The following is a 23,896-nucleotide window of genomic DNA, read 5'->3' as shown; positions in this document are numbered from 1 at the left end:
TAGGCTGATCTGCATGGACATGGCAGCGATCGATCGGTTCGAGGCCGGCCGGGGCCGGCTGGCCTCGCTCGCGTACCGTCTGCTCGGCTCGGCGACCGATGCCGAGGACGCCGTGCAGGACGCGTTCCTGCGCTGGCAGGCTGCCGACCGGGAGCGTATCGACGTGCCGGAGGCATGGCTGACGAAGGTCGTCACCAACCTCTGCCTCGACCGGCTCCGCTCGGCCCAGGCCCGCCACGAGCGGGCCGTCGGGGACTGGCTGCCCGAGCCGCTCCTCGACGGCGACCCGATGCTCGGCCCCGCCGACACCTTCGAGCAGCGCGAATCGGTGTCCCTGGCGGTGCTGACCCTCATGGAACGCCTCTCGCCGGTCGAACGGGCCGCCTACGTGCTGCGCGAGGCCTTCTCGTATCCCCACGCGGAGATCGCCGGGATCCTCGACATCACCGAGTCCGCCAGCCAGCAGCACGTCCACCGGGCCCGGCGCCGGGTCGCCGCCGAGCGTCGCGGGGGCGGCGAGGTGGACCCCGCGGCGGCGCGCCGGATCGTCGAGGAGTTTTTGACGGCCGCGGTGTCGGGGCGCACCGAACGGCTGGTGGCGCTGCTCACCGCCGACGCGACCGCGGTCTCGGACGGCGCCGGACTGGCCAGGCGGCTGCTGCGGCACCGGACGCCCGAGCGCATCGCCTCGTCCGTACGGGCAGGCTTCAGGCCCACCGCGGCGAAGCGGCGGATGGCCGGCGGCTCCCCCGCCTTCCACATCACGCGGCTCAACGGCTCCCCGGCCGTCCTCGCCGTGGTCGGTGAGCGGGTCGTGGGCGCCGTCGCGTTCGAGGTCAGCGACGGGAAGATCGCCTCCCTGCGCGGCATGGCCGCGGCCCCCCGGATCGCTCGCCTCGGCGCGGCCTGGGCGCACCACGAGGCCGGGGCGCCGGTCGTCGCATGGTGACCGGTTTCGCCGGTCGTCGGCCTGCCTCCCGCCGGTTCACCCGAACGGGTCGGCCGGGCCCCCGCGCGGCCCGCGGACCGGTGGGCGCGGGGCACGGCGGGGTACCACTCCCTGCCGATGGCGTTCGGACGTGCGGGTGACGGCCGGGGTCAGGCCGGCACCCCGTGCGCGAGGCCGCGGGTGGTGACGACCCGGGCGCTGCCGTCGGCCAGGCGGTAGGACAGGCCCACCACGGCGGCGCGCCCCGCCGCGACCTGGTCGGCCAGGACGCGGGAGCGGTCCAGGAGCAGGTCGACGGTGTGTCGTATGTGCTCGGCGATGATGTCGTCCTCGTCGGTGAGTCCGGCGGCGCGGGCGGCCAGCACGCTGGGGGTGACGCGTTCGATGACGTCGCGCACGTATCCGGTGGCACTGACGCCGTCGGTCAGGGCGGCGCGGGTCGCGGCGACCGCACCGCAGGTGTCGTGGCCCAGCACGACGACCAGCGGGCAGTCCAGCACGCTCACCCCGTACTCGATGCTGCCCAGGACCTCCGCGCCCGCGACGTGGCCTGCGGTGCGGACGACGAACAGGTCGCCGATGCCGCGGTCGAAGATGATCTCGGCGGCCAGCCTCGAATCGGAGCAGCCGAAGAGGACGGCGAAGGGACTCTGCGCCGGAGCCGTCTCGGTACGGCGCGCCGCGTCCTGGTTGGGGTGCTCGGGTGCGCCGGCGGTGAAACGGCGGTTGCCGGCCAGCAGCAGCTCGAACGCTTCGGACGGGGTGGGTGACATCGGGGTACTCATGACCGCAGGCTACGACGCCGCCCGGGCCGCCACCTGCTGAGGGTCACGCCTCCAGCAGGTCGGGCACGACGCCGCGCAAGGCCCGGGCGCCGATGGCGCCGGCTCGTTTGAGGACCGGTACCGGGCCGGTGAGGTCCACGATCGAGGAGGCGACGGCGGCCTCGGTGGGACCGCCGTCGAGGTAGACGGAGACGGAGTCGCCCAGCATGCCCTGTGCGGCGTCGCAGTCCTGCGGGGAGGGCCGGCCGGTCAGGTTTGCGCTGGAGACGGCCATCGGTCCGGTCTCGGAGAGCAGTGCGAGGGCCACGGGATGGGAGGGCATCCTGACGGCGACCGTGCCGTTGGTCTCCCCGAGATCCCAGGTCAGCGCGGGCAGGTGGCGGGCGACCAGGGTCAGCCCGCCCGGCCAGAACGCCTCCACCAGGGCCCACCCCTGCTTGGGGAAATCGGCGACCAGGTCGTGCAGCGCGTCCGGGGAGGCCACAAGGACCGGCGAGGGCATCGCACGGTCGCGGCCCTTGGCGCCCAGCAGCCTGTCCACCGCGTCGGGGTTGAAGGCGTCGGCACCGATGCCGTAGACGGTGTCGGTCGGGAGCACCACCAGCTCGCCCCGCCGGACCGCCTGGGCAGCCGCGCCCAGGCCGTCGGCCCTGGTCGCATCCGTGGAGCAGTCGTATCGAAGGGCCATGGCCGTTCTCCATCCCACCGGGCTCTCCGCCCGCACCTGCCGGGTTACCTCGGCAGGCTACCGGAACGGGCCGCCCTGCTGAGCCGCACAGCCGTACAGGCGCCTCTGACCGGCTACTTCGCGACGGAAGGCCATGCGGCCGGGCGGTTAGACGTCACCCCAGCGAGCCTCGTTTCCCTCGATCGGGGGACCGCACCGCGGTGGCCGGGGGCACGGCCCCCAGCCGTGCCCCGCCGCGCTGCGGTCCTAGGACGGGGCGGGAGCCGCGGGAAGCCGTTCACCGGCTTCCGGCTCGTGCGGTGGTTCGCTGAGCTGGTCGCGCAGGTAGTTCCAGACGACGGCGATGAGTGCGGCCACCGGTACGGCGAGCAGGGCGCCCACGACGCCGGCCAGGCTGCTGCCCAGGGTGACCGCCAGCAGGACCACCGCCGCGTGGAGACCGAGACTGCGGCTCTGGATCATGGGCTGGAACACGTTCCCCTCGAGCTGCTGCACCGCGACGATGATGGCCAGGACGATCAGCGCGTCCGTCAGGCCGTTCGAGACCAGCGCGATGAGCACCGCCACCAGGCCGGCGAACAAGGCGCCCACGATCGGCACGAACGCCGAGACGAAGGTCAGAACTGCCAACGGCAGCACCAGGGGTACGCCGACGATCCACAGGCCCAGGCCGATGAAGACGGCGTCGAGGAGGCCGACGAAGGCCTGGGAGCGGACGAACGAACCGAGGGTCTGCCAGCCGCGCGTGGCCACGACCGGGACGTCGGTCGCGAGGCGGCCCGGGAGTTGGCGGGTGAGCCACGGCAGGAAGCGGGGGCCGTCCTTGAGGAAGAAGAACATCAGGAAGAGCGCCAGGACGGCGGTGATCAGGCCGTTGAAGATGGTGCTCACCCCCGTGACGACGGTGGAGACCGCGCTGCCGACGCTGTTCTGGAGGCGGTCCATCGCGGCTTTGGAGGCACCGCTGATCTGGTCGTCGCCGATGTTCAGCGGCGGCCCTGCCGCCCACTCCCGCAGCCGTTGGATGCCCGCGGTGACGCCGTCGGCCAGTTCGCCCGACTGGGAGGCCACGGGTACGGCGATCAGCGCCACGATGCCCGCGGCCACCAGCAGGGACAGCACGGTCACCACGGAGGCCGCCAGCGCGGGCGGCCACCCCCGTCGACGCAGGAATTCGGCCAGGGGCCAGGTCAGGGTGGTGAGGAACAGGGCGACTATGAGGGGCCAGACGACCGACCACATCCGGCTCAGGAGCCACAGGGCCGCCGCCGCCATGACCAGGACCACCAGCAATTCGGCGGAAACGCGCGCCGATGTACGGAGCGCGGCAGCGGCCTTTGCGGAACTCAGAATGGCAGACATGGCGTCACCCTATGCACCCTCCGATCGGAGTCGAGCAGGACTCGGCCCGGTCGGCAGCGGGCCCGGGCCCGTTCGGCCATCGGTTTGGCGAGTCCTTGCCATGGCGAGGTCTTGCCGTCGGCAGGCCTTCACCTCGGCGCGACCGGGCCTATAGACCCATGGCATGTCCTCCCCCTCTCACGCTTCCGCCCTCCGGCGCTGGCGCCGGCAACTGCTCTCGGCCGCCGCCGCGGTGCCGCTGCTGGCGTCGGCGCTCGCGGTCCTGCAAGCGCCGGCTCAAGCCGCTCCGAGCAAGCCCACCGTTCCCGCCAAGTCTTCGGCGACCCACAAGGTCACTCTGGTAACCGGCGACGTCGTCACGGTCACCACGATGGCCGACGGCAAGCAGACCGCCGAGGTCGACCGGCCCGACAGCGCCGTCGGCGGCGTGAAGATCCAGCAGGTCAAGGGAGACCTGTTCGTCGTCCCGGACGAGGCGGCGCCGCTGCTGGGCACGGGCCAGCTGGATCGACGGCTGTTCAACGTCACCGACCTGATCGAGATGGGCTACGACGACGCGAAGTCGGCCTCGGTACCCCTGATCGCGACGTACACCCGGTCGAAGTCCCGCGCGGCCGGCGAGCCGACGGCTCCCCGGGGCAGCAAGCTGACCCGCCGTCTGGGCGGCATCGACGGTGCCGCGCTCAGCACCGAGAAGCGGCAGGCCCGCACCTTCTGGACCACCGTCGCACCGCAGGGCAGCCCGTCGCTGGGCATGGGCGTGGCGAAGCTGTGGCTCGACGGTCGCGTGAAGGCCAGTCTGAAGGAGAGCGTGCCGCTGATCGGCGCGCCCCAGGCCTGGGCGGCCGGGTACGACGGCAAGGGCGTCAAGGTCGCGGTGCTCGACACCGGCATCGACGTCAACCACCCCGACTTCGCCGGCCTGATCGACGGCACGGAGAGCTTCGTGCCGGGCGAAGCCGTCACCGACGTCAACGGGCACGGCACGCATGTCGCCGGCACGATCGTCGGTTCGGGCGCCGCCTCCGGGGGCGCCGACAAGGGAGTCGCCCCCGGCGCCGACCTGTTCGTCGGCAAGGTCCTCGGCGGTCCGGAGGGCTCCGGCCAGGACTCCTGGGTCATGGCCGGCATGCAATGGGCCGCCGAGTCCGGTGCGGACGTCGTCAACATGAGCCTCGGCGACTCCTACCCGACGGACGGCAGCGACCCCATGTCGCAGACGGTGGACGCACTGTCCGCGCGGTACGGCACGCTGTTCGTCATAGCCGCCGGCAACTCCGGCCCGGAGAGCATCTCCGCGCCGGGCGCGGCCGCCTCGGCCCTGACCGTGGCCGCCACGGACAAGCAGGACCGGCTCGCATCCTTCTCCAGCACCGGCCCGCTGGCCCACTCCGGCGGTATGAAGCCGGACATCGCGGCGCCCGGCGTGGACATCACCGCGGCCCGTTCGCAGGAGATGACCGACGGTGGTGAGGGCCCCTACCGCACCCTCAGCGGCACCTCGATGGCCACCCCGCACGTGGCCGGCGCGGCGGCGGTCCTGGCCCAGCAGCACCCGGACTGGACGGGCGCGCAGCTCAAGGAACACCTGACGAGCACCGCGAAGGGCCTGGACGGCGGGTACTCGCCGTACGAGGTCGGCACCGGCCGCCTCGACGTGGCCGCCGCCGTGCGCACCACGGTCCGCGCGACGGGATCGCTCTTCTTCGGCAACCACACATGGCCGCACGAGTCGAGCGACGCCGCCGTCACCAAGGACCTGGCCTTCACCAACACCGGTGCCGCCGATGTCACCCTGCACCTGGCGCAGACCGTCGGAAGCCCGTTCGCTCTGGGAGCGACGAGGGTGACCGTCCCGGCGCACGGCACGGCCGCCGTCCCGGTGACCGGTGACCCGAAAGCCGCAGCGCCCGGCCGGCACACCGGCTACGTGACGGCCACCGACGCCGCCACCGGGCAGCCGGTGACCCGCACGTCCGTGGCGCTGCTCAAGGAGGAGGAGCGCTACGACCTGAACATCAAGCTGGTCGGCCGGGACGGCAAGCCCGCCGCCGGGTGGGTCACGGTCAACCTGGCCGGCGACTTCTGGCCCTGGTCGCTCTACGTCGACGGCTCGACCACCCTGCGCATGGCACCCGGTGCGTACACCGCGGCGGCGTACCTCGACGTGGCGGGCGAGAGGGCCGACCGCTCGGGTCTGGCCGTGCTCGTCGACCCGGAGACCGTACTCAAGGACCGCTCCGCGGACGTGGTCCTGGACGCGAGCACGGCACGCCTCCTGCAGACCGAGGCACCGCAGCGCACTGAGGACCGCCAGCGCAAGGTCGACTTCAACGTCCACTACAAGGGCCTCGACCCGTTCATGGACTACCGCAGCGCGTACGTGGTGCCGCCGACGTACGACGACGTCTACGTCGCGCCGACGCAGCCCATGGAGCAGGGCGAGTTCATACTGACCACCCGGTGGCGCAAGGGCGAACCGCAGCTCAGCCTGAGCACACCGGGCGGCCGGCTCCGGTTCGAGGCACTGGTGCAGGCGGGCAGCGCACTGGGCACCGCCCGGGACACGCTGGACGCCGTCCACGCGGGCAACGGCGCGGCGACTGCGTACAAGACGGTCAAGGCCAAGGGCAAGGTCGTCGTCATCGACCGCAGCGACGAGGTCTCGCCGCAGGAGCGCACCGAAGCCGCGGCAGCGGCCGGTGCGAAGGCGCTGGTCGTGGTCAACGACCGTGTCGGCGGGCTGATGGAGTACGTCGGCGAATCGGATATCCCGGTCGCCTCCGTGCACCGCGACGCGGGCAAGGCCCTGGTCGCGATGGCCAGGACCGGCAGCGCCAGACTCACCGTGGAGCAGACCGAGCACACGCCGTTCGTGTACGACCTCACCCGGGAGTACCCCGGCCGGGTTCCGGACCGGGCCCTGGTCTACAGGCCGGCCAAGGACGACCTCGCCCGCATCGATGCCCGCTACTACTCGGCCACGAACGGCCGCTCGGCAGAGGGCTACCGGTCCGACTTCACCCTCAGCCCGTCGGTCAACTTCCCCGAGCGCGAGTGGCACCCGGGCACCCGCACCGAGTGGGTGACCCCGGGCCAGGTCTGGAGGGAGTTCCACGCGCAGGGCGTCGACACGGCCCTGCCGTGGGTGATGGTGTCGGGCGACAACACGTACGCCAAGGGCAGCACCACCCGGCTGGACTGGTTCGCTCCGGCGACCCGTCCCGGCCAGAGCGAGTCCTTCGGTGTGTACAACTCCCGCTGGCAGAACCACATGACCTGGAACGTGCAGGCGTGGGCTTCAGCCAGCGACACCATGCGGCTGGGAGGTTTCCTGCCGTGGGGCGGGACGCCGACCCGTCTGCAGGTCTTCCAGGGCGAACGACTGATCCACGACAATCCGCACAGCACGGACATGCAATGGGTGGAGGTCCCGGCGGGCAACCTGCCCTACCGGGCGGTCCTCGACGCCGAGCGGCCCGGTGACCTCTTCCGGCTGTCGACGCGCACCCACACCGAGTGGACGTTCCTGTCCGACACCGTCGACTCGGACTTCTTCGAGCCGTTCCCGGTGCTGAACCTGGACTACGGGCTGGAGTCGGACCTGCACGGTGACGTCAAGGCCGACGCTACCCAGAAGATCACGCTCAAGCCGGTGTCGATGGGCACCGGCACCGTACCCGGCACCGTCACCACCGTGGCACTGGACGTCTCCCACGACGACGGCGCCACCTGGCAGAAGGTGACCGTGTCCAAGGGGGCCGACGGCCGCTGGACGGGCTCCTTCAGGACGGCCAAGAAGTCCGGCGGCTTCGTCTCGGTCCGCGCGAGCGCCCGGACGGACAGCGGCTTCAGCGTCAAGAACGAGATCATCCGGGCATACGGCCTGCGATGAACCGCGCTGTCGGGCCCCGGGGCGGCGACGCCCTGGGGCCCTCCCTCTCGCACCTGCTCCCACCTGGGACTGTTCAGGGTTTGCCGCCATGGCGCATACTCTCCCCGCTGCGGCAAGCGGAAGAGAGTCGGTCGCCGATGCTGGATGTGTTGGGCCTCGACCCCGACGACGAAAGGGTCTACCGGGCGCTGCTCGGACGGCCGAACTCCACCGCGCCCCTGCTGGGCGACGAGCTCGTCGTCCCGCATGCCCACGTCGCCACGGCCTTGTCCCGTCTCGTCGGGTGGGGGCTGGTCACGAGGTCGGCGGACGACCGCTTCACGGCCGCTCCGCCGGCCATGGCTCTCGGCGCTCTCATCAGCGAGCGGCGGGACGGGCTGCGCATGGCCGAGCACGCCCTGGTGGCCTTCGCCGAGGAGCACCGGGCGGCGATGACCGGGAGCAGCATCAACGATCTGATCGAGGTCGTCACGGGCGCCGACGCCATCCGCCACCGCTTCCTCCAGGTGCAGCAGGCGGCCCGCACGCAGGTCCGCTCCTTCATCACCGCACCGTTCGTCGCCCTGCCGCCCGACGAGAACACGGCCGAGCCGGTGGCCCTCGGCCGTGGCGTGCAGTTCCGGGCGGTACTGGACCGGGCCGTCCTGGCAGAGCCGGGCATCGTCGACGACGCGATCGATTCGCTGGGCAGGGGCGTGCAGCTCCGTGTCGCGGACGAGCTGCCGATGAAACTCGTGCTGGCCGACGCCGACCTCGGCCTCGTCCCCCTCGCGGTCACACCGGACGGGGAACCGGGCGCCGTGCTGCTGCACCGCAGCGGCCTGCTGGACGCGCTGGACGCCCTGTTCGAGACGGTATGGCGGACCGCCCACCCGCTCGCGCTGTCGGCCACCGGCGCGAAGGCCGAAACCACGGTCGAGGTCGGTGCGCAAGGCCCGACCGAGCTCGACCGCAGGATCCTCGGGCTGCTGCTGGCCGGCCTGACGGACCTGACGGCCGCGGCACAGCTCGGCCTGTCGGCACGCACGTTGCACCGACGCCTGCGTCATCTCATGGACATGGCCGGAGTCCGCAGCCGGATGCAGCTCGGCGCGCACGCCGTCCGACACGGTTGGGTCGAGCCGCACTGAGCGTCCGGCGTCGGCCACCCTGACCGCGGGCGTCGACATGCAGGGCCCGTCCCGGACGCGGACCCCCCCCCCCGCCGTTTGAAGGGGGAGTCTCAGGGCACACGGCGAAGCATCCGATGGACCACTCTGGGAGGGCTCGTGTCCGGACTATTCGCAAAGCTCAAGCAGTTCAGCCGTAGCCCGCAGGGGCAGCGGACGATCTCCTCGCTGCGGCGCGCGGCTTCCGACCCGCGCAAGCGGGACCAGGCCCGCGGAATGCTCAGGCGCCTCCGCAGCGGGCGCTGACCTCTGCGTCCCGGGCATCGGCGCCGACGGGCCGCCCCGGGGCGCGTTCCGGGCTCGCTCCGGGCGCGTTCCGGGTCGGCGTCTCACGGTCGGGTCGTCATCTCCGCGCAGCGGGTGACGACGGACGCGAGGGTCCGCCCCTCGGCGAGCAGGCGTCGCTGCGTACGGGCCCCGTTCCCCCGTTCCTGCACGTGCGCGATGGCTTCGCGGACGCGCTCGTCGTCGTCGTGATCCCGCAGGGCCTCGCGCACGTGCCGGTACAGGGCTTCGACTGCGGCCTCGGCGGACGTCTCACGCATGGTCTCGGGGTGCAGCAGAGGTCCGTCCAGGCCCGACCGTCCGGCCCTCCAGGAGGCCAGTCGCAGCAGGCTCGTACCGATCCTGGCCGGAGGCCGCCCGTCCTGCCAGGCGCGGGACGCGGTCTCCGCCAGGCCGCGGACGAGGGCGGCGAGCAGGACGGGCGTGGAGGCGTCCAGGCAGACGTCGGCGACCCGGACCTCCACCGTGGGGTAGGCGGCCGACAGGCGGGCGTCGAAGTAGATCATGCCCTCGTCGCGCAGCACCCCGGTGTCGATCATCGCGCGGACCTGCTCGTGGTAGCGGTCGGCGGAGCCGAAGATGTCGACCGGTCCGGCGGACGGCCACCGGTTCCACACCCGGCTGCGGTAGCCGGCGTAGCCGCTGTCCTCGCCCTGCCAGAACGGCGAGTTCGCGCTGATCGCCATGAGGACGGCCAGCCAGGGCCTGATGCGGTCCAGGACCGCGACGCCCTCCTCGTCGGATGCGACCGACACGTGAACGTGGCATCCGCAGGTCAACTGTTCCTGCGCGGTCAGTCCGAACTGCTCACCCATCCACCGGTAGCGCCGGCCGACGCTGAGCGACGGCTGCACGGGCAGCGGCGATGTCGCGACCGCCACCACCACGGCGCCGGCGCTCGCCGCGTGGCGGGCCGCCTCGCCGCGGATACGAACGATCTCCTCCTGGAGTTCACCCATCTCCGTCACCGGCTTGGTGGCGAACTCCAGCTGCTCCTTCTGCAGTTCCTTCTCGAATTCGTGCGCCCTTGCGCCACCGGCACCGGGCCGCTGCCACGCCAGGCGGTCCGCGGCGGCCAGCACCGCCCCCGAGACGGCCAGGGGAGCGCCACTGCTGCGATCCACCAGCAGCAGTTCTTCTTCCACGCCTACGCTTCGCATGTCGCCGCCCGTGGATCGGTGCACCGGATGACCTGCACCTGCCCTCCCCGCCGTCGACCATGCCGCCAGGTCCTGCACACCGCCGGCATCGACCAGGGGTGAATTCGGTCCACGGGGTCGGTCGCAGCGCGCGAGGGCCGCTAGGCTCACTACCGCACTTTCCGTTCACGGTCGCGCACAGGGAGTGAGGCTTTGCAGCTCGGGGGGCGAGGGGTCTGGCAGACCCGCGCGGGCGTGATCCAGCCGCCGTACCTCAGCGATCACCTGTGCCGGCTGCTCCACCTCGCAGTCGGCGCGTTCCCGTTGCTCCTCTGGTCCCGCGATCCGTCCGCCCCGGGAGTCGCCGGGCTGGTCCTGGCCCTGCTGCTCTTCGGGCGGATCGGTCTCTACGACCTGCGGCTGCGCGTGTTCATCCGGCTGTTGCGGGGACGGGAGCGCCTGAAGCGGGTTCTGATCCTCCTGCTGTCCGGCGGCGCATTGGCCCTGTGGCCCGCGGACCGGCTCGGCGGCGGGTCGGCAGGAGGTGCGTTCTCCCCGAGCTCGGTGGGCTGGGCGTCGGCCCTGCTCCTCGTCACAGCGCTCGGCTGCCTCCAGGAGTGGCGCATGTGGCCGGACGTCCGCGGTGTCCCGTCACCCCGGCTGCAGCCCTTCTGGGTGCTGCGCCGGCTGCTGGGATGCGGCTGGGGCCCGGCGCTGCTGGCGGTCACCCACCCCGGCGCACGGGGATTGCTGCTGCCCGCCATCGCGGTCACGGCGGCCGAGGTTGCCTTCTCCGGGTACGCGGCCCGTACCGGTGACTGGCAGCTCCGGGTGGTCGACGCACTGCGCCTCCCGCTCCGGGCCTCGTTCCGCGTGCCCTGGGTACAGGGCAGCGCCATCGGACCATGGGCGTACGACTCGGTGATCCGCCGCCCTCGGCGGCCCGATCTGGCGCCCTGGGAACTGACGCTGCGCCATGACGAGGTCCTGGCGGGCTCCATCGGCTACGACGTCGTGGTCAGGACCTGGCAGGCGAACGCGACCACGCCCACCGCGCAGGCCGAGCCGTGGGTCAGCACGGCGGAGGCGTACGCGGACTCCCTGAAGGCCCTCTTCCAGCACCGGGCGGGAACGGAGATCCCGGAGCCCGAGCGCCGCCGGCTGTTCACGACGTGGCAGACCGTCGCCGCCATGACGGCCATGGCGCGAGCCGAAGTGAGCGCGACGACCGGGCTGTCGGACAATGCCGTGCGCAACCGCAGGTACGCGGCCCAGCTGTTCGCCGCCGCCGGTCTCCCGTTGAACGCGGCCGCCGCCCGGTGCCTCACCGCCGACATCCTGGCCTTCGACCTGGCCCGCCCCGACGAGGCACTGGCCGAGGTGGACGAGATGGGCGACCGCACCGCCCTGCCGCCGGCCCTGCAACGGCTCGCGGAGCTCGTGGAGGGCGTCGCGGGCCGGGCCCACCACGGCTCGGGCGGGGACCGCCGGCCGCGGTCCGCCCTACCGCCGGGAGCGGCGACCGCCCTGATCGGGGAACTGCCCAGTTGGCTGCCCTTCCTCTCCGTCCACCACCGTGAGATCGCCTTCGTGCGGCACGTCGAGCAGCGCGTCGACAACGCCGCGCACCTGCTCGGCCGACGGCCCGACGTGACGTTCCCCAGCGCCTACCGGGGCCCGGCCGGCACGTACCGCCTGCCCCTCGGCGACGACCTCCGGCAGACCATGGCGGACGCGCAGCGGTCCTACGCGGACGGATCCCTCGACGTCGCCCGGCGCGCGGCCGCGGACGTGCTGGAGGTCGCCCGGTCGGCGAACGACCTGGCCCAGCAGACGGCCGCCCTCCGGTTACTGGCCCGGACCGCGGCCCGCTCCGGCGACTGGCCCGAGCAGTACGCCCACCTGATCGCCCTCGTCGCCGCGGTCGAGACCGCGCGCGACCGCGTCGCCGACGCCGATCTGCGCATCGATCTCGATCTCGCGGCGCCCTGTGCCGAACTCGTCGCCCTCATCGTCGACCGCCGCGTACCCGGCGTGCCGCTGACGACGGCACTGGACGTGGCGGAGCGGGGCCGGGCCCGCCTCATGCTCCAGACGCTGGGCGGCGCCCACCACGCCGAGCTGCCCGCCGAACTGCGGGAGTTGCAGCAGAAGGAGAAGGGCCTGCTGAAGAGCGTCCGCAGCAGCGACCGGATCGACTCCCGCGGCCCGTACGGCTTCTCGGTGCTCAACCCCTACTGGGGCGAGGTGGAACGCGCGAGGCTCGAGGAGATCTGGCGCGCCATGGAGACGACCGGAGCGGCCGGCGCCACGTACGTGAGCGGCCGGCGGGGCGCGCCGGCGCAGTACGCGCAGCTGCGGGACATGCTCGAACCGGGAGAGGTCCTGTGCGAGTTCGTCCACGCCGGCGCCCGTACGATCGTCCTGCTGGTGCGCCGGGACCGGCGCGAGCCGGTGGTCGTGGATCTGCGGCTGACGGCGGAATCCCTCCTGCCGCAGAAGCCGGACGTCGGGCGGCAGGCACCTTCCTGGATCACAGGACTGGAGCCGCTGGCCCGCGCCCTCGCCGAGCACACCCGGCCCGGTGAAGTGCTGTGGCTGGTGCCCGAGGGCCCGCTGCACGACCTGCCGCTCCACGCCGTCACCGTCGCGGGGGTCCCCTGGGGTGAGCGCAACCCGATGAGCTGTACGCCCAGCGCGTCGCTCATGCGGTACCGGCTCGGGCCCCCCGCAGCAGCGGCGAGCGGGACACGGGCCGCGCTGGTCCTGGCCGATTCCCGGGGGGACCTGGCGCACGCCCGGGCCGAGGCCCGGGCCATCCGGGCGGTCCTCCCCGCCACCGAGGTCCACCTGGGCGCGTCGGCCACCCTGGCGACCCTGCGGGAGCGCCTCTCGCAGGCCCGTTACGACGTGGTGCACCTGGCCTGTCACTGCCGCCTCGACAGGGAACGGCCGTCCAGGTCGGGCATCCTCCTCGCCGACGGGGAGCTGACCGCCGAGGTCCTGCTCACGGTACGGCTCGACGTCCGCCTCGTCGTGCTCAGCGGCTGTGACACGGGCGTCCAGGAACAGCGCAGGGGCAATGAACTCATGGGGCTGACACGGCAGTTCCTGCACGCGGGAGCGCGGTCCGTGCTCGTGACCCGGTGGCGGGTGGACGATGTCGCCGGTGCGCTGTTGATGGAGGACTTCTACGAGCGGCTCAAGCACGGCAGCCCCCTCGCGACGGCGCTGTCCGCCGCCAGGCACCGGCTGCGGACCATGAGCCTCGAACAGGCGCTGGAGCACTGCGAACGGGAACGGCGGCGCACTGCCGATCGCGACTCCGAGCACTCCCTGGGCCACGACATCGCCCGCCTGCGGCTGCGAGCCGGCGATGTCACCGGCGCCCTGGCAGAGATCGACGCCCGCCTCGCCGAGGCATCCGCCGGATCCCCCCATCGGCACCGGATGCTCATGCTGCGGAACCGGGCGCGCTACGCGTCCCCGCGCCGCGACCACCACCTGCCCGCCTTCGATCACCCGTACTACTGGGCTCCGTTCACCTTGGTAGGAGATTGGCGATGACCCTCGAAGAGCTGCCGCTCGCCCCCGTGAGCACCCGTCCCGGCGAGGCGACGGACGGCTACGTCGTGGCGCTGGACGCCGCCGGAGTGCCGACCGGCCTGGGCCTCGCCACTCCCCCGGGCACGGGTGGGGGCCTGCACCCGGCCGTCCTCCTGCCCGCCGGCCTCCACCTGCACGAGCTGCTGACGGGCGAAGCGGTCACCCTGCTCGCGCTCAACCCCTTCGGGGCCGTGGTGATCGACGCGTCCGGCATTCTGGGCGTCCTGGAGCACCCGACAATCGCACGCCACGCCACCGGCGCGGACGTACCCGCGGGCCGTACCCGGTCGGACCCCGCGCACCCCGAGGACGCGGTCCTCGCCGGCGTGGTCGGCGTCCCCGTCGCCAGGGTCCTGTGCCGCTGCGGGCAGTTGAACCAGGTCACGCTGTACGACCCCGACTACCCGCCGACGTGCCCGGGCGACGACGGCCATCCCCTCGATCCCCAGGAACGGTGAGGGATGTTCAGCGCCACCCTCGGTGAACTCGCGGGCGTGGCCGGGCGGCGTTCCGTCCGCGGCGTGCTGCTGCCGAGTCTCGTGTTCTGCTGCCTGGCACTGCTCGTCGTCGCGACCGGCCGAGGCTCCGCGCACGACGCGCTGCACGCGTGGCGCCAGGGCTCGTGGGAGTCCAAGGTGCTCGTGGTCGCCGGGTTCGTCCTCGCCCTGGTCTGCGTGTCCACGGCGCTCGGCAGCGCCCAGACGGCACTGATCCGGCTGGCGGAGGGCTACTGGAGCCCGCCGGTACGCCGGACGATCGGCCGACTGGGCCGGAGCCACCACCGGCGCGCGGTCCGGCGTGCGGACGATGCCTGCGCACACGACCGCTATCCCCCGCGCACCCGCCCGGACGACATCATGCCGACCCGGCTCGGCAACGCGCTCAAGGCCGCCGAGCTCTATCCCCGCCTCCGCTACGGCATCGACGCGGCCCTGGTGTGGCCCCGGCTGCACCCACTGCTCCCGGACACCTTCCTGACCGTGCTCGGTGCGGCCCGGACGGGTCTGACCGCGCTGCTCGCCTCGGCGTTCCTGTCCGTCGTCCTCGCAGTCGGCGGCGCCGGATACCTGTGGGCCGTACGCGCCCCGACGCCGCTGTTCCTGCTGTGCCTGTGGGGCGGCGGACTGGCGGCGTGGCTCTGCTACCGCGGCGCCCTGCTCAGGGCCGTCGTCTACGGACAACACCTGCGCGTGGCCTTCGACCTGTACCGCGGGCACCTGCTGGAGGCGGTGGGGCGCCCCGTCGGCGACGGCGAGGACGAGCGAGTGCACTGGGAGCGCCTGTGCCTCTTCTGGCACCGCGGCATCCTCCCGCACCACGTCGCCACACCGGACCGCCCCCCGCAGCCGAGCCCCGACCCCCCTCCTGCCCACACCCCGCCCGGCTTCTCCCCGTCGGTCTCCCTCCTGACGGCGGCCGCCTTCACAGCCGCGGGCCTCGCGGGCGCACTCACCGGCACGGGCTGACGCCCCGCCGGGGGTCACGGCGGGGGGTGGTCCTCGGGCGGGTAGTCGTGGGACTCGGGTCCCGGCTCCATGCGGGACACCATCTCCGCGAGCCGCGCGCAGACGCGTTTGATCTCCTCGTGCGTCGTGTCGCGTTCGGTGATGACGGCCGCGAGGAGGAGTGCCGTCAGCGCCGTCGTGCCGTTGACGGCCTGCAGCGTGACCATGTTCGCGAAGACGTCGTCACTGGCGAACGGGCCTCTTGCGGCAGCCGCAGCCATGATCGCCAGCGTCGACACCACCAGTGCGCACGGCGCCGCGCCCGCCAGCCGGAAGCGGAACGCCGCCCAGACCAGGAGCGGCGACACGAGGAAGAGCAGGTTCGACTCGGGCGGACGCGTCGCCACGAGCGTGACGAAGACCGTGCCGAACGCCAGCGCCACCGCTTCGAGCCACCGGCCGGGCCCCGCCCGCGACGGCCACCGCGCCCTGCGCAGCACGAGCAGGAACGGTGTGACGACAAGGATCCCCATCGCGTCGCCGGTCCACCACACCGACCATGTCGGCCAGAAGTCGCCGGCGTCCACTGCTCCGGAGAGGACCAGCACGCCGCTGCCGATGGTCGAACTGATCAGCATCCCCGCGAGCGCGCCGAGGAAGACCAGCGCCAGTACGTCCCGCAGGCGGTCCAGCTCGTTGCGGAACCCGGCTCGGCGCAGCATCAGACAGGCACAGACCGGCGCGAGGGTGTTGCCCGCGGTGATGACCAGTACGGAGGTCAGCGACGGGCCGAGGAAGACGTTGACCAGGAACGCGCCCAGCGCGATGCCCGGCCAGACGCGCAGCCCCATGATGGGCAGCGCGGCCAGCGCCACGCCGGTCGGCGGCCACAGGGGGGTGACCTGGTCACGTACCAGCTGGTGGAGGAGGCCGACCTGCGCGGCCGCGTAGTAGACGGCGGCGACGGCGAGGATGCGCAGCGCGGCGGACCCGAGAGGTCCCGTCTCTGCGCTGCGCACGACAGCAGTGTGCGCCCAGATCCCGCCACCGGCGACCCCAGCGGCGCCCGCCTGCCCCACTGCCCCACGGCCCCCTACGGTCCGTCGTAGCGGGCGACCAGGACTGCCGCGTCGTCGCGATGGCCGGTCAGGTCGGCCACCTTCACCACGGCGGAGGCCAGCACGTCGGGGTCGGCGTCGAACCCGGCGCGCACCAGTTTGGCCACCTCGGCCAGTCCGGCCTCCATCGGGTAGTGCGGGCCCTCCACCACTCCGTCGGTGAGCAGCAGGAGCACCCCTGCCTCGGTCAGACGTCGGTGGGTCACCGGATACCGCTCGCCCGACACCACACCGAGCGGCGGCCCGCCCCGGTCGAGTGCCACGCCGTGACGGCCTCCTGCCGTGGCCCACACCATCGGGACGTGGCCGGCCCTGGAGGCCGTGAGATCGCGGCTGACGGGGTCGAAGCGGAGGAAGCAGCACGTCGCGAAGCGGCCGCACCCCATGGCGATCAGCAGATCGTTGGCTCGGCCCAGGACCTCCCGGGTGTCGCTCGTCGTCTGCGCGAGGGCGCGCAGGCTCGTACGCACCTGTCCCATGAAGGCGATGGCCTCCACGTCATGGCCCTGCACATCGCCGACCGTGAGGCCCAGTGACCCGTCGTGCATGACGAAGGCGTCGTACCAGTCCCCGCCCACCTCCAGGCCGCCGCGTGAGGGTGCGTACCTGGCGGCAAGGTGCAGCCCGGGCAGGTCCGGCAGCCCGGGTGGGAGCATGTGCCGCTGCAGTGCCACGGCCAGCTCGACCCTGGCCCGCTGGTACTCGACCCGGTCCAGGGCCTGATCGACGAGCTGCCCGAGAGCGGCCAGAAGTTCCTGCACGCTGTCGGGCGGATCGGGACGGCGTCCGCGCATCACGGCTCCTGGCTCTCCCACAGCCTTCCCACCTCAGCCTAGTCTCTGCCGCCGCATGCCTCCACAGCGTGGAGCGCCGGGCCTGGGCGCCCGCCCGGTCGGTATCTGGTCAGGCCAGGACGTTCACGGCCCGGGCGACGACGAGTCCCAGGATGATGAGCGAGACGATGGACTGGAGGGTCATGACGCATTTGGCCCAGGGCGCGAGCGGCATCACGTCGGTCGGGCTCAGCGCGGTGGAGTTGGTGAATCCGAGGTAGAGGTAGTCGACGTAGCGGGGACGCCAGTTCGGGGGGCTCACTTCGGGGTTGAGCTGTTGGGGAAAGGCGAGCGCAGGAGAGTGGGGCATGTGGTGGGCCCGGGCGGCCGATCCTCCGCTGTCGAGTTCGAAGTACAGGAGGGAGAAGGCGAGGACGGTGGAGGCCCAGACGCTGCCGCCGGCCATCAGGAGGGCGCTGGCGGAGTTGGTCTCGGTCCCGCCGTGGATGAGATCGTCGATCAGCTGGACGGTCGACCAGATGGCACTGCCCGCCAGGACGACGACCAGTGCGATCGACACCGCCCGCAGGACGGTGGAGCGGCGGCTGATCCGCCCGGGATCGCCCGCGATCAGCGCCACCAGGAGGAGTCCCTCGGCAAGGGGCAGCGCCCAGCGCGGCCCGAGCCTCAAGTCGTCGGGGAGGAGCAGGGTGAGCACGGCGGAAGCGATGACCGCTGCGGCCATCGGCCAGCGGCTCTCGGCGTGGACCGTGTTGGCGGCGGAGTGCGGTGCGGTCAAGGTCGATTGCTTCCACGGCTCGGTAGTGGCGCAGACCGCGTGGTCCGTCGTAGTGCCACGGCATCGGGCGTTGGCGTCACCCTAGACCGGGGCGGATGGGACAGTAGGACCGACACACCAAGCCGCGTGGGCGCGCCGCTGCGGTGAGCGCATCGCGCGGCGGAACGAGGCGCCGCTCATTTGGGGCACCTCAGAGCAGAGGAGAGTCCCGTGGGCATGGTGGTCATGTACAGCTCGGTGTCGGTGGACGGCTTCGTCGCGGACGAGAACGACCAGCCCGGACCGCTGTTCGACTGGTTGTTCGGCGGTGACGTCCTGCTGGACGAGGGCGGCGGCCTGAAGGTGTCGCAGACGTCCTACGACTACACCCGGCCGTACTGGGACGCGATCGGAGTCACGATCGTCGGCCGCCACGTCTTCGACCTGACGGACGGCTGGGACGGGAAGCCGCCGGGCGGGATCGACCACGTGGTCGTCGTGACGCACCGGCCGGAGCCCGAGGGCTGGGACCCCGGGGCGCCGTTCCACTTCGTCGACGGCGTCGAGGCGGCCATGGCCAGGGCGCAGGAGCTTGCGGGTGACCGCATCGTCGAGGTCGCCGCCGGCGACGTCGGTGGCCAGGTGCTGGCCGCGGGCCTGGTCGACGAGGTGCGCATGGACGTCGTGCCCGTCGTGTTCGGGTCCGGCAAGCGCTACTTCGGATCGGTACACGCGCAGCACCTGTTGGAGGATCCGGACGTGGTGATTCAGGGCAACCGGGTGCTGCACCTGCGCTATCGGGTGCGCCGACCGGCCTGAGGGCGGTGGCGCAGGCGCCCTGCCGGCCGACGGGCGGAGTACCGGGGCCGGACCACGCGGGACCTGGAAAAGTGCTCCGCAATTGACAGTTGGGGTCTGGCCGAACCGGCGTGCGATGGATGATGGCCCCGACATGGCCGGAGCCCCTGCAGGGATGCGCTCGCGTCCGCAGCCCGCGCGGCGGAGCGGACGATGCCTGCGGGCTGCCGTCTTCGCCCTCTCATGGCCGGCGGCCCGGCCGTCCCTGCCCGCTCGGCACATGCACCGGGCGGATCGGGCGTTGAGCCGACTCCTGGGGACGGTGGGGCGTTGGGCGCAGGGCCGACGGTGACGGCGATGCTCTGCCACGCCGTGGTGCGCCGGGGGCCTCCTGCCGGACGTGCAGGAAACGTTCCCCTGATCCTGGCGGCCGCTTCACCTGCAGGGTGAGGTCGGGCCCGCGTACCGAGAGGGTTCCTCCATCATGAACAGGTCACACACCCGTCTCCGGCTCTCGAGGACGGCCCTCACGGCAGTGTGCGCCGTGGTGGTCGTGGGCGTGGCTGCCGGGCCGGCCGCCGCGCACGCCGGGGTCACCGCCTCCGATCCGCGCGCGCTCGCCGAGAACGTCACGCTGTCCTTCACATCCGAGGCGGAGTCGGACACCGCGGGCATCGCGGAGTTGCGCGTCGTCCTCCCGAAGGGCATCGCTCCGGACGCCGTGGCGCTCAAGGACGCGCCCAAGGAGTGGAAGCTGTCGGCCACGCCGGACGGCTACGCGATCGGTGGCCCGGCGCTGGCCACCGGCACGGACGCCGAGTACAGCATCACCGTGCGCCAGTTGCCCGATGAGAAGTCCCTGGCGTTCAAGACGTTGGAGACCTACAGCGACGGAAAGATCTCCCGTTGGATCGAAGTGCCCACCGACGGCGAGAAGGTCGACAACCCTGCCCCCGTGCTCGAACTGAAGGCGGCGGCGCCCGGAGCCAAGCCCCTCGCCCCGAGCCCCTCTCCGTCTCCGACTTCGAGCAGCGCCCCACCTCCCGAGCAGTCGGCGGCCCCGTCGGGCCCCGTCGCGTCCACGAGCGCGCAGGCGACGAGCGCGGAGGAAGCCGGCAGCAGCACCGGCGCCACCGTCGGCGTGATCGCGGCTGTGGTGGTGCTCCTCACCGCCGGCTTCTGGTGGGCGCGCCGCAGCCGTGGCCGGGCCTGACAGGAACGGCCGGGGGCGCCGCACCGCACGCCATGTGCGGTGCGGCGCCCCCGGCCGCGCATCGGTGGTGCGGGCAGGACTACGTGATGCGGATGGTCTCGCGCACGGTGACCTGATCGATGTCGGTGGTGCGCACGGTGATGTTCAGGGTCCAGGCACCGGCCATGGGCAGCTGCAGGTCGTAGGTGGCCCAGTACCCCTTCTGATTCTTGAGCTTGGCGTCCAGCGGGCCGATTCCCAGGTCCTCCTGGGTGAGGGTGAGGCGGAGTTCGGGGACGGTGGCGAAGCCGCCGTCCGCGGTGTACACGACGGCTTCGACCGTGTTCTCGCCGACGCGTCCCGGCTCCAGGGTGATCTGCACGGAGCCCTTCTGGTTGGCCGTCCCCATGTCGAACGGCACCGTGACCACCTTCGCCTGTGGCACCGGGGCGGTGGCCGCGGCCGTCTCCGCCCCGTCGGCGGCGCGGCTGGGCTGGGTTCCGGTGAGCAGGGTCGTGATCGCCAGGACCACGGCGCCGAGTACGGCTTCGACGGCCACTGTGCGGCGCAGCCTGCGCCGGTGCCGTTCGGTCTCGGGGGCCGGCGGCTCGGTGTCGTCCCCCGGCTCGGCCCCGGCGGGTACGTCCGGCGTACCGCCTGTGACCGATGGGACGGGTGGCGGCGGCGCACCGACCGTTTCCACGACCCTCGCCCGCTCAGGCTCGGGAACCGTCGGCCGTTCAGCGGCCGGCAGCGCCTCGTGGTCGAGGCGGGCCGTCCACCGGCGCGAGAAGAACGCCACCACCAGCACGAGGACGACTGCGGCGAGCTTCACGGCGAGGATCCTGCCGTACGGCGTGGTGGACAAGGCCCCCCACGAACCGACCTGCCGCCAGGACTGGTACATCCCCGTGCCGACCAGAACGGCCATGGCCGTGAAGGCGACCGTGGAGAAGCGCCCGATCGCTGACGCGGGGACGTCACCGCTGCCGGGGGCCCGCCGCCGCAGGACGACCGCGAGCGTGATCAGGCCGCCCAGCCAGACTCCCATCGCCAGCAGGTGCAGCACGGCGACAGGAACGGCCAGCGGTACCTGGATGCCCGCGGAGGCATGCTCCGCACCGGCCCAGGTGAACGCCAGGGCCAGGGCGAGCAGCACCCCGACGACACGGGCACGGGTGCCGAGCCCGCCCGGTATCGTTCCCTCGTCGGGAAGGCCGGGACGGTCGGGACGGTCGGGTCGCTTGTGACCGTCGAGTCGGAGGGCTGACCGTCTCAGCAACACCGCGGCCGCCGCGAGCAGGACCAGCCGTACGACCAGTGCGATCCCGGGCCGCCCGGTGACGGTTCGACCCAGCTGGGACAGATCGAACGCCGAGGTCAGCGATCCGGCCGTCTCGTACGGGCCGCGCAGCAGCAAGAGGGCCGCGGTGGACGCCGCCAGTGCCGCCCAGCCGACCTTCAGCAGCCAGCGGACCGGGCGGACCGCCGCGGCGGTGGGCCAGCACAGGAGGACGAAGGAGACGGCTCCGACCAGCAGGGCCAGTCCGCTGTAGGCGACATGGCGGAGGAAGCCGTAGAGGCGCGCGGCCGCCGTGTCCTCGAGGGAGTCCGTGGCCACCACGGCGGCGGTGCCGGACGGTTTGCCGATGGAGAAGATGAACGCGCCCGAGATCGGGTGGCCGTCGGCGGAGACGACGCGCCAGGCCACCGTGTAGGTGCCCTGGGCGAGCTGGTCCGACAGCTCCACCCGTGCGGTGTTGTCCTTGCCGTCCGCGTGCTGGGCCGGTCGTGGGTTCACCCGCTCGTTCTCGGGGGACAGCACTCTCAGCGAGTCGTCGGAGAAGCCGACCGACTCCGTGAAAGTGAGCGTGACCTGCTGCGGAGCCGTCGCGAGGACGGAGCCCTCCGCAGGGTCGGACCCTCTGAGGCCGGCGTGCGCGGAGGCCGATCCCGCGCCGCCGAGGAGCAGGGCGAGTACGGCGGCGACCAGCGCCAGGACCGTCAGGGAGGTCCTCGCGGGAGGCGATCCAAGGTGCATGAACAGTCAGTCTCCGAAGTGGCGGTCGTCAGCGGCGGCACCGCCGCCCGGAAATCGATCGTCTCGAGGTCATGACGGGATGTGGACGATAGTGCTGCCGACCTCGGAACGGAGCCGGTTGAGCAACTTCGGCTAAAGGCCGGAACGGAAGGCTCGGCTCGGGGCGTATTCCTGTATGGAGCGAGGAACAGGCTGCGGACGGGGCTTCGCGAGCCCTCGGCGGGATCGCGATCGTCCCGGGGCGGGACGAGTATTTCTTCAAGCCCCGAGGTCCCGAGGACCCCGGGGGCCGGAGCAGGCAGGGAGGGAAGGCAGAGCGGAAGGAGTCTGCCCAGGGTCCTGGGCGTGCCGCTGGAGGACGAGCCGCGCTTCCACCAGTGGACCCAGACCGCCCTGGACGCTTGGGAGTTCGGACCCGAAACCGCCTCCGAGGGCTTCCCGGGCAAGCTGGCAGCGGGCGATCGGGCCGTGCAGGATTTCGGACGGTTCACAGCCGGGCTGTACGACCGGTACGCCGAGCAGCCAGGTCCGGGCATGCTCTCGGCGTTGGTGAACGAGGACGGCCCCGAGGGACCGATGTCCAAGGGCCTGCTCACGAGCAATGCCCCGCTCCTGATCTTCGCCGGGCCCGAGACCACGGTCAATCTCCTCGCCCACAACGTGCTCACCCTGCTGCGGCACCCCGATGCGCTCGAACAGCTGCGCCGCCGACCCGAGTTGATCGTGCCCGGAGTGGAGGGGCTGCTGCGCTTCGAGTCGTCGGTGCAGTTCTGGCCCACCCGCTCCACCGCGGAAGACATCGACATCGCCGGCACCACCATCCCGAAGGGAGCGCCGATCTACCTGGCGTACGGCGCGGCGAACCGCGACCCTGAACAGTTCACCGACCCGGACGCGTTGGACCTCGAACGCCGCGACAACCAGCACCTCGGGTTGGGTCAGGGCATCCACTTCTGCTTCGGCGCTCCGCCGGCGCGGCTCGAAGTCCAGAACGCGGTCGGCGAGTTCGTCCGCCGGGTGGAGAACCCCCGGCTCGTCGAGGACCCGCCGCCGTACCGGCGCAACCAGATCTTCCGCGGACCGCGGCACGTCCTGGTCGACGTCGACGGCATCCGGGCTGACGGACGCCGCAAAGGCGACGGGCAACCGGGAGCGGGTGCATACCGACCCGCCCCAGCCGCCCGTCACCTTGCACGCCTTACACGACTTACACGCCGAAGTCGGCAGTGATGCCGGCCAGACCGGACGCGTAACCCTGGCCGACCGCGCGGAACTTCCACTCCGCGCCGTTCCGGTAGAGCTCACCGAAGATCATCGCGGTCTCGGTCGCGGCGTCCTCGGAGAGGTCGTAGCGGGCGAGTTCGGTGCCGCCCGCCTGGTTGACGACGCGGATGAAGGCGTTGCGGACCTGGCCGAAGCTGTGACCGCGGCTTTCGGCCTCGTGGATGGAGACCGGGAAGACGATCTTCGTGACATCGGCGGGGACGGCGGCGAGGTCGACCTTGATGACCTCGTCGTCGCCCTCGCCCTCGCCGGTGAGGTTGTCACCGGTGTGCTCGACCGACCCGTCGGGGCTCTTGAGGTTGTTGTAGAAGACGAAGTTGCCGCTGGAGGCGACCTTCCCCGACTCCCCCACGAGCAGCGCACTGGCGTCGAGGTCGTAGTCGGTGCCGGTGGTCGTGCGGACGTCCCAGCCCAGGCCGACCAGTACGGCGGTCAGACCCGGGGCCTCCTTGCTCAGCGAGACATTGCCACCCTTGGAAAGGCTCACACCCATGTCGCATCCCTCTCGTGTCCGGGCGCCGGAACGCGGTGGTCCCGGGGCGCCAGGTGCCGGAGCCTGAAATCTACATTGGTGTAGAAATATTGTGGG

General features: G+C 72.2%; 18 protein-coding genes. 9 read left to right on the top strand and 9 right to left on the bottom strand.

Annotation, left to right across the window (positions count from 1 at the left end):
- Window positions 1-13 precede the first annotated feature (13 nt).
- A complete protein-coding gene (locus E6U81_RS23545; protein WP_136232072.1) occupies window positions 14-949 on the top strand; it encodes a sigma-70 family RNA polymerase sigma factor in 936 nt (311 codons plus the stop codon).
- Between the two features lie 149 nt (window positions 950-1,098).
- Here the strand turns inward: E6U81_RS23545 and E6U81_RS23540 are convergent, their stop codons facing one another.
- The 3 genes from E6U81_RS23540 to E6U81_RS23530 form a co-directional block, all read right to left on the bottom strand.
- On the bottom strand, window positions 1,099-1,734 hold the full coding sequence (locus tag E6U81_RS23540; RefSeq protein WP_136232071.1) for a carbonic anhydrase: 636 nt from the start codon (window positions 1,732-1,734) through the stop codon (window positions 1,099-1,101).
- A gap of 43 nt (window positions 1,735-1,777) precedes the next feature.
- On the bottom strand, window positions 1,778-2,422 hold the full coding sequence (locus tag E6U81_RS23535) for an L-threonylcarbamoyladenylate synthase (RefSeq protein ID WP_136232070.1): 645 nt from the start codon (window positions 2,420-2,422) through the stop codon (window positions 1,778-1,780).
- A gap of 246 nt (window positions 2,423-2,668) precedes the next feature.
- A complete protein-coding gene (locus E6U81_RS23530) occupies window positions 2,669-3,784 on the bottom strand; it encodes an AI-2E family transporter (protein ID WP_136232069.1) in 1,116 nt (371 codons plus the stop codon).
- Between the two features lie 163 nt (window positions 3,785-3,947).
- On the opposite strand from E6U81_RS23530, the gene E6U81_RS23525 reads away from it, so the two are divergent.
- Together E6U81_RS23525 and E6U81_RS23520 are read left to right on the top strand one after the other, a co-directional pair.
- Window positions 3,948-7,679, top strand: coding sequence for a S8 family serine peptidase (locus tag E6U81_RS23525; protein ID WP_136232068.1), 3,732 nt, complete (start codon window positions 3,948-3,950; stop codon window positions 7,677-7,679).
- A 137-nt stretch (window positions 7,680-7,816) separates the two neighbouring features.
- Window positions 7,817-8,809, top strand: a complete 993-nt coding sequence (locus tag E6U81_RS23520; protein WP_136232067.1) for a helix-turn-helix domain-containing protein — start codon at window positions 7,817-7,819, stop codon at window positions 8,807-8,809.
- Window positions 8,810-9,177: 368 nt separating this feature from the next.
- Here E6U81_RS23520 and E6U81_RS23515 read toward each other — a convergent pair whose 3' ends face one another.
- Window positions 9,178-10,293 (bottom strand): glutamate--cysteine ligase, encoded by a 1,116-nt coding sequence (locus E6U81_RS23515; protein ID WP_136232066.1) that lies wholly within the window; start codon window positions 10,291-10,293, stop codon window positions 9,178-9,180.
- Window positions 10,294-10,527: 234 nt separating this feature from the next.
- Between E6U81_RS23515 and E6U81_RS23510 the strand changes: the two genes are divergently transcribed.
- The 3 genes from E6U81_RS23510 to E6U81_RS23500 are packed head-to-tail and all read left to right on the top strand — an operon-like array spanning window position 10,528 to window position 15,344.
- Window positions 10,528-13,839, top strand: a complete 3,312-nt coding sequence (locus E6U81_RS23510; protein WP_136232065.1) for a CHAT domain-containing protein — start codon at window positions 10,528-10,530, stop codon at window positions 13,837-13,839.
- Window positions 13,836-14,336, top strand: coding sequence for a hypothetical protein (locus tag E6U81_RS23505; protein ID WP_136232064.1), 501 nt, complete (start codon window positions 13,836-13,838; stop codon window positions 14,334-14,336). Before E6U81_RS23510 ends, E6U81_RS23505 begins: the two co-directional genes overlap by 4 nt.
- Window positions 14,337-14,339: 3 nt before the next feature.
- Window positions 14,340-15,344 carry a hypothetical protein gene (locus E6U81_RS23500; RefSeq protein WP_136232063.1) on the top strand — a complete coding sequence of 335 codons (1,005 nt, stop codon included), beginning with the start codon at window positions 14,340-14,342 and terminating at the stop codon, window positions 15,342-15,344.
- A gap of 14 nt (window positions 15,345-15,358) precedes the next feature.
- Here E6U81_RS23500 and E6U81_RS23495 read toward each other — a convergent pair whose 3' ends face one another.
- The 3 genes from E6U81_RS23495 to E6U81_RS23485 all read right to left on the bottom strand — a co-directional run bounded on the left by E6U81_RS23495 (window position 15,359) and on the right by E6U81_RS23485 (window position 18,013).
- Window positions 15,359-16,342, bottom strand: coding sequence for an MASE1 domain-containing protein (locus E6U81_RS23495; RefSeq protein WP_136232062.1), 984 nt, complete (start codon window positions 16,340-16,342; stop codon window positions 15,359-15,361).
- Window positions 16,343-16,416: 74 nt separating this feature from the next.
- Window positions 16,417-17,235 (bottom strand): PP2C family protein-serine/threonine phosphatase, encoded by an 819-nt coding sequence (locus E6U81_RS23490; RefSeq protein WP_136232061.1) that lies wholly within the window; start codon window positions 17,233-17,235, stop codon window positions 16,417-16,419.
- Window positions 17,236-17,344: 109 nt separating this feature from the next.
- Entirely contained in the window at window positions 17,345-18,013 is a 669-nt protein-coding gene (locus E6U81_RS23485) for a hypothetical protein (protein WP_240803976.1), read from the bottom strand.
- A gap of 210 nt (window positions 18,014-18,223) precedes the next feature.
- Here E6U81_RS23485 and E6U81_RS23480 point away from each other — a divergent pair, with 210 nt between their 5' ends.
- Window positions 18,224-18,811, top strand: a complete 588-nt coding sequence (locus tag E6U81_RS23480) for a dihydrofolate reductase family protein (protein ID WP_136232060.1) — start codon at window positions 18,224-18,226, stop codon at window positions 18,809-18,811.
- A gap of 463 nt (window positions 18,812-19,274) precedes the next feature.
- Window positions 19,275-20,003: a DUF1775 domain-containing protein gene (locus tag E6U81_RS23475; protein ID WP_136232059.1), complete on the top strand. Its 729-nt coding sequence runs from the start codon at window positions 19,275-19,277 to the stop codon at window positions 20,001-20,003.
- A gap of 79 nt (window positions 20,004-20,082) precedes the next feature.
- On the opposite strand, the gene E6U81_RS23470 is transcribed toward E6U81_RS23475, so the two are convergent.
- A complete protein-coding gene (locus E6U81_RS23470) occupies window positions 20,083-22,023 on the bottom strand; it encodes a copper resistance protein CopC (RefSeq protein WP_136232058.1) in 1,941 nt (646 codons plus the stop codon).
- A 345-nt stretch (window positions 22,024-22,368) separates the two neighbouring features.
- Between E6U81_RS23470 and E6U81_RS23465 the strand changes: the two genes are divergently transcribed.
- Window positions 22,369-23,253, top strand: a complete 885-nt coding sequence (locus E6U81_RS23465; protein ID WP_136232057.1) for a cytochrome P450 — start codon at window positions 22,369-22,371, stop codon at window positions 23,251-23,253.
- Here the strand turns inward: E6U81_RS23465 and E6U81_RS23460 are convergent.
- Window positions 23,231-23,800 carry a TerD family protein gene (locus E6U81_RS23460; protein ID WP_031151744.1) on the bottom strand — a complete coding sequence of 190 codons (570 nt, stop codon included), beginning with the start codon at window positions 23,798-23,800 and terminating at the stop codon, window positions 23,231-23,233. The two genes, E6U81_RS23465 and E6U81_RS23460, sit on opposite strands and share 23 nt — an antisense overlap.
- Between the last annotated feature and the right edge of the window lie 96 nt (window positions 23,801-23,896).

This window comes from Streptomyces sp. A0592 (assembly GCF_004795115.1).
GTDB lineage: Bacteria > Actinomycetota > Actinomycetes > Streptomycetales > Streptomycetaceae > Streptomyces > Streptomyces erythrochromogenes.
The sequence above is the reverse complement of the archived record's forward strand: the minus strand, read 5'-3'. Positions and strand labels throughout refer to the sequence as shown.